Annotated in this window: 2 protein-coding genes and 1 pseudogene; 2 read left to right on the top strand and 1 reads right to left on the bottom strand. The window is 63.8% G+C overall.

Annotated features, from left to right (window positions below; all coding sequences use genetic code 11):
* Both ABR948_RS28630 and ABR948_RS28625 read left to right on the top strand, forming a co-directional pair.
* A pseudogene (locus ABR948_RS28630) lies at nt 1-222 on the top strand (cupin domain-containing protein); the annotation flags it as partial.
* A 47-nt stretch (nt 223-269) separates the two neighbouring features.
* Nucleotides 270-1,541, top strand: a complete 1,272-nt coding sequence (locus ABR948_RS28625) for an MFS transporter (protein WP_428124526.1) — start codon at nt 270-272, stop codon at nt 1,539-1,541.
* 168 nt (nt 1,542-1,709) lie between these two features.
* Here ABR948_RS28625 and ABR948_RS28620 read toward each other — a convergent pair whose 3' ends face one another.
* Nucleotides 1,710-3,959 (bottom strand): transglycosylase domain-containing protein, encoded by a 2,250-nt coding sequence (locus ABR948_RS28620; protein WP_428124524.1) that lies wholly within the window; start codon nt 3,957-3,959, stop codon nt 1,710-1,712.
* Between the last annotated feature and the right edge of the window lie 317 nt (nt 3,960-4,276).

Genomic DNA, 4,276 nt, shown 5'->3' with positions numbered 1-4,276 from the left:
AAGGATTTCACGGCGGAGGCCGGCGACCTTGTCCGCATGCCCAAAGGGCTCCCGCACGGCATCTTCAACAAGTCCGGCGAGACCGCCACCAGCCTGTTCTGGGTGGCACCGACGCGGTCGCTGAAGCAACTGTTCGAACGCATCCACGACCTCCCGGATCCGGCAGAGGTGGTTCGCATCGCCGCCGAACACGAGGTCAATTTCCTGCCGCCGCCGGCCTGACGCCCATTTCCCTGCCCGCAGACATTCCCCAAAAAAGAGGACCGACCATGACCTGGATCAACGTTGCCGAAACCGACCGACATAGGATCGCAAGCTGGCAGAAATGGATGCTGGCGCTGGCCATCCTGTGTGAAATTTTCCTGGCCGCAGACTGGTATGCGTTTGCGGCCGTGCTTCCGTTCGTGTCCGAAACCCTCAAGCTCAATCCCGCCGAGGCCGGTCTGGCCCAGGGCATCTTCGCCCTCACCTACGGCATCGGCATGGTGGCCTGGTCTCCTGTCAGCCGCACCATGTCGGCGCGTCGCATGCTGCTGATCGGGCTCGCCGGCACCGGCATCGGCATGGTGGCGCAGGTCTTCGTGGAGAGTTATGCCCAGCTTATCACGCTGAGGCTCATCATCGGCTTCTTCGACGCCGGTATTTTCATCGGCAACATGAAGCTGATCTTCGGCTGGTTTCCTCACAGCCGCCGCGGTGCGGTCGTCGGCATGATCCTCGCGGCCTACAGCCTCGCGATCACGATGGACTTTGCACTCGGCATCCCGCTGACGCTCGCCACCAACTGGCGCGTCTTCTTCGCGGTGCTTGCAATCGGCACCCTCGTGGTCGCCGCGCTCGACGGCCTTGTGGTCCGCAACGGGCCGGCGGAACTCGGCATCGCCAACTTCAGCTGGGGGAACGAGGCGGCGCAACAGTCGTTGCCCGTCGCCGAGATCTTCCGCCAGAAATGGATCGCGGTCGGCGGCCTGGGCATCATGGCCTGCACCACAGCACTCGCAGGCACCGCCACATGGGTGGTACCGGCCTTCATTACCGTGCAGCACATGCCGCCGGCGGCCGGCGCCATCATCGGCACGGTGATGGGATTGTCGCAAGTCGTGTTCCTGGTGATCGGCGGCTACATGTCCGACCGTTACGGCAAACCGTTCATGATCAAGTTCACCGCGCTATTGGCGCTCGGTACTGCGCTGATGTTCCTGTGGACCACGATCACGCCAATGCCGTTCGGGGTACTTGTGCTGTTTGCCGCCCTGAGCGGGCTCGCGGTACTCGGCGGCGGGGCGATCTTTGCTCTGCTCAGCGAAAAGTACTCCGATGCGCTGGCCCCAGCGGCGATCGGCTATGCCGAGGTGTTCGGCCTGTTCTCAGCCTTCATCGCACCTTGGCTAATGGGCGCCATCATCAACGCCAGCGGCGGATCGTTCATGGGAGCCTTTGGCTTCTTCGTCATCATGGAGGTGATCTTCCTCGTCCTCCTGATGGTACTGGCGCGCGATACGGTCAGCCAGCCGTCGATCGTCACCCATCCTGCCGAATAACGCGGACCCACGGTCGCGCCACTTCCCCAGGGTGTCGCGACCGCGTTCCGTTCAAAAATCGGCAAAAATCGGATTGCCAATCGAATCCCGGCGCCCGGAGGACGCGCTTCGGTGATTTCGTTGCGCAGGTGGACAGGGTCTTATGAACAGATGGCGCGCAACGAAAGCCTACCGCCCGAACAGCCGATCCACCAGCCAGCCGTCGAGTCCACCAGCCGCCTCGGGCCGAACCGAGGCGCGGGTCGGCGCCGGCCTGACCGCGGCGCTGGCCGCGACCGGCGCGTTGACCACCGGTGTATTGACCATCGGCACGCTCGCCGGCGGCGCGCTGGCCGGTGCGACGGCTTGCACAAGGTTCGCCAGCAAGCCACCCGATTGCGAAGCCGGCACCGGCAGCGGCACCGGGGCGATGCCCTGATGGGCGGCCTTCATGAATCGGGTCCAGATCTCCACGGGTAATCCGCCGCCGGTGGCCTTCCTGGTCGGCGAATTGTCGTCATTGCCGAGCCAGACACCGGTCACGAGGTTCGCGGTGTAGCCGATGAACCAGGCGTCACGGAAATCCTGGCTGGTGCCGGTTTTGCCGGCGGCCATCCAGCCCGGCAGTTCCGCCTTGTGCGCGGTGCCGCTGAGCAGGGTTTCCTGCATCATGGTGTTCATGGCCGCGACATTGCGCGGTTCGATCACCTGGCCCAACTGATCGGCGGACCGCGCATACAGCACCTTGCCCTCCGCGGTGCGGATTCTGGTCACGACATGCGGGGAAATGCCAAGGCCGCCATTGGCAAACGGCGCATAGGCGCCGACCAGTTCGATCACCGAGACTTCCGAGGTGCCGAGCGCGATCGAGGCATTGGCGTCGAGCTTGGAAGAAATGCCGAGCCGGTGCGCCGTGCGCACCACATTCTTCGGTCCCACTTCGAGCCCGAGCCGCACCGCGACCGTATTGAGCGACATCGCCAGCGCCTGCGTTAATGTCACCGCGCCGAAATATTCATGGCTGTAATTCTCGGGCTTCCATCCCTTGACGTCGAGCGGCGCGTCCTGCCGAATTGTCTCCGGCGTCAGGCCGGCCTCGATCGCGGTGAGATAGACGAAGGGCTTGAAGGCCGAACCCGGCTGGCGCTTGGCGGTCACCGCGCGGTTGTACTGGCTTTCGGCATAGTTGCGGCCGCCGACCATGGCGCGCACGGCGCCATCCGGCGTCATCGCCACCAGCGCGCCCTGGCTGACATTGAATTTGACGCTCTTGGCCGCGAGTTCGTCGATCACGGAGGCTTCGGCGATGCTCTGCAGTTTCGGATCGATCGAGGTTTCGACCACGACGTTCTGGTCGATCTGCCCGATCAGATCGTCGAGCACCTCGCCGATCCAGTCCGCCACATAATTGACCGTGCCGGCGCCCGCGGGCTTCACATTATAGGAGGGATGCCCGATCGAGGCCTGCGCCTGCGCCTCGGTGATGAATTTGGCATCCGCCATCGCGGCCAGCACGAGCTGGGCACGCTGTTCGGCGCCCTCAGGATTGCGATTCGGCGCCAGCCGCGACGGCGATTTGACCAGGCCGGCGAGCATCGCGGCTTCCGCGATCGTGACGTTCTTGGCCGACTTGCCGAAATAGCGTTGGGCGGCGGCCTCGACGCCATAGGCGCCGGAACCGAAATAGACCCGGTTGAGGTAGAGTTCGAGAATCTCGGCCTTGGAATGCTTGCGCTCCAGCCACAGTGCCAGTTCGACTTCCTGCAATTTGCGCTGGAACGTGCGCTCCTGTGTCAAAAACAGGTTCTTGGCGAGCTGCTGGGTCAGCGTCGAGCCGCCCTGCGACACACCGTGATGCAGAATGTTGGTCACCGCCGCGCGGGCGATGCCTAAGGGATCGACACCGTAATGCGAATAGAACCGGCGGTCCTCGATCGCGATGAAAGCCTTGGGCAAATAGGGCGGCAGATCCTTCAGCGCGACATTGGCGCCGGCCATTTCGCCGCGCGTGGCCAGCACGCTGCCGTCGAGGCCGACGATCTGGATCATCGGCGGCCGTTTTGGAATTTCGAGGGACTGGATCGCCGGCAGATGCGCGCCGACCCAGACCATGACGCCGACCACCGCGATCGTCGCCCACAGCCCGAGCACCGCGCCCCAATAGAACAGACGCGAGATACTGAACCCGGCGCGTGATTTCGATCTGCGCTTGGCTCCGCCGCGGCCGGCCGGCGGCTTGCGCTCGCGCGGCGGCTCATCGCCGGAATCGTCAGTCTTGCGCCTGGCGGATTTATTGGGGGACTTGCTGGAGGATTTTTTGGGCTTGTCGTCAGCGACCGAGATGCGGTCCTGCGGACTGAGACGCAACTCGCTCAGCGCAGCCGCAAGCCCGAATTGCGGCTCCTTGCGTCCGCCGCTGTTTTTTCGTCCCCACGCCATACGCGAACGCGCCCACCACCCGATGCGCGGCACACTAGCGAGCGGGATTTAAAGCCGCGTTAAGCGATGATTAATGCTGACGCCGCGACGGGCTCACAAGTGCCTCATAAACAACGGGTTCAGGCACTCTTAACCCTACCGGCAGACGTAGAAATCGCGGCGAAGCGCCCGCCGATGGCGGACGCTCCAAGGTGCCGATCCGTTCAGCCGGCGGCGCCGGTATCCTCGATGATGGGACCGAACAATTCCCAGCGCTCGCCGTTGAACTTCATCATCTGCAACTGCTTGTTGACCCGGTAATCGTTGGGCGTGGTGTT

Source organism: Bradyrhizobium sp., from assembly GCF_050014615.1.
GTDB lineage: Bacteria > Pseudomonadota > Alphaproteobacteria > Rhizobiales > Xanthobacteraceae > Bradyrhizobium.
Note: the sequence above shows the minus strand (reverse complement) of the source record. Positions and strands in the feature narration are given on the sequence as shown.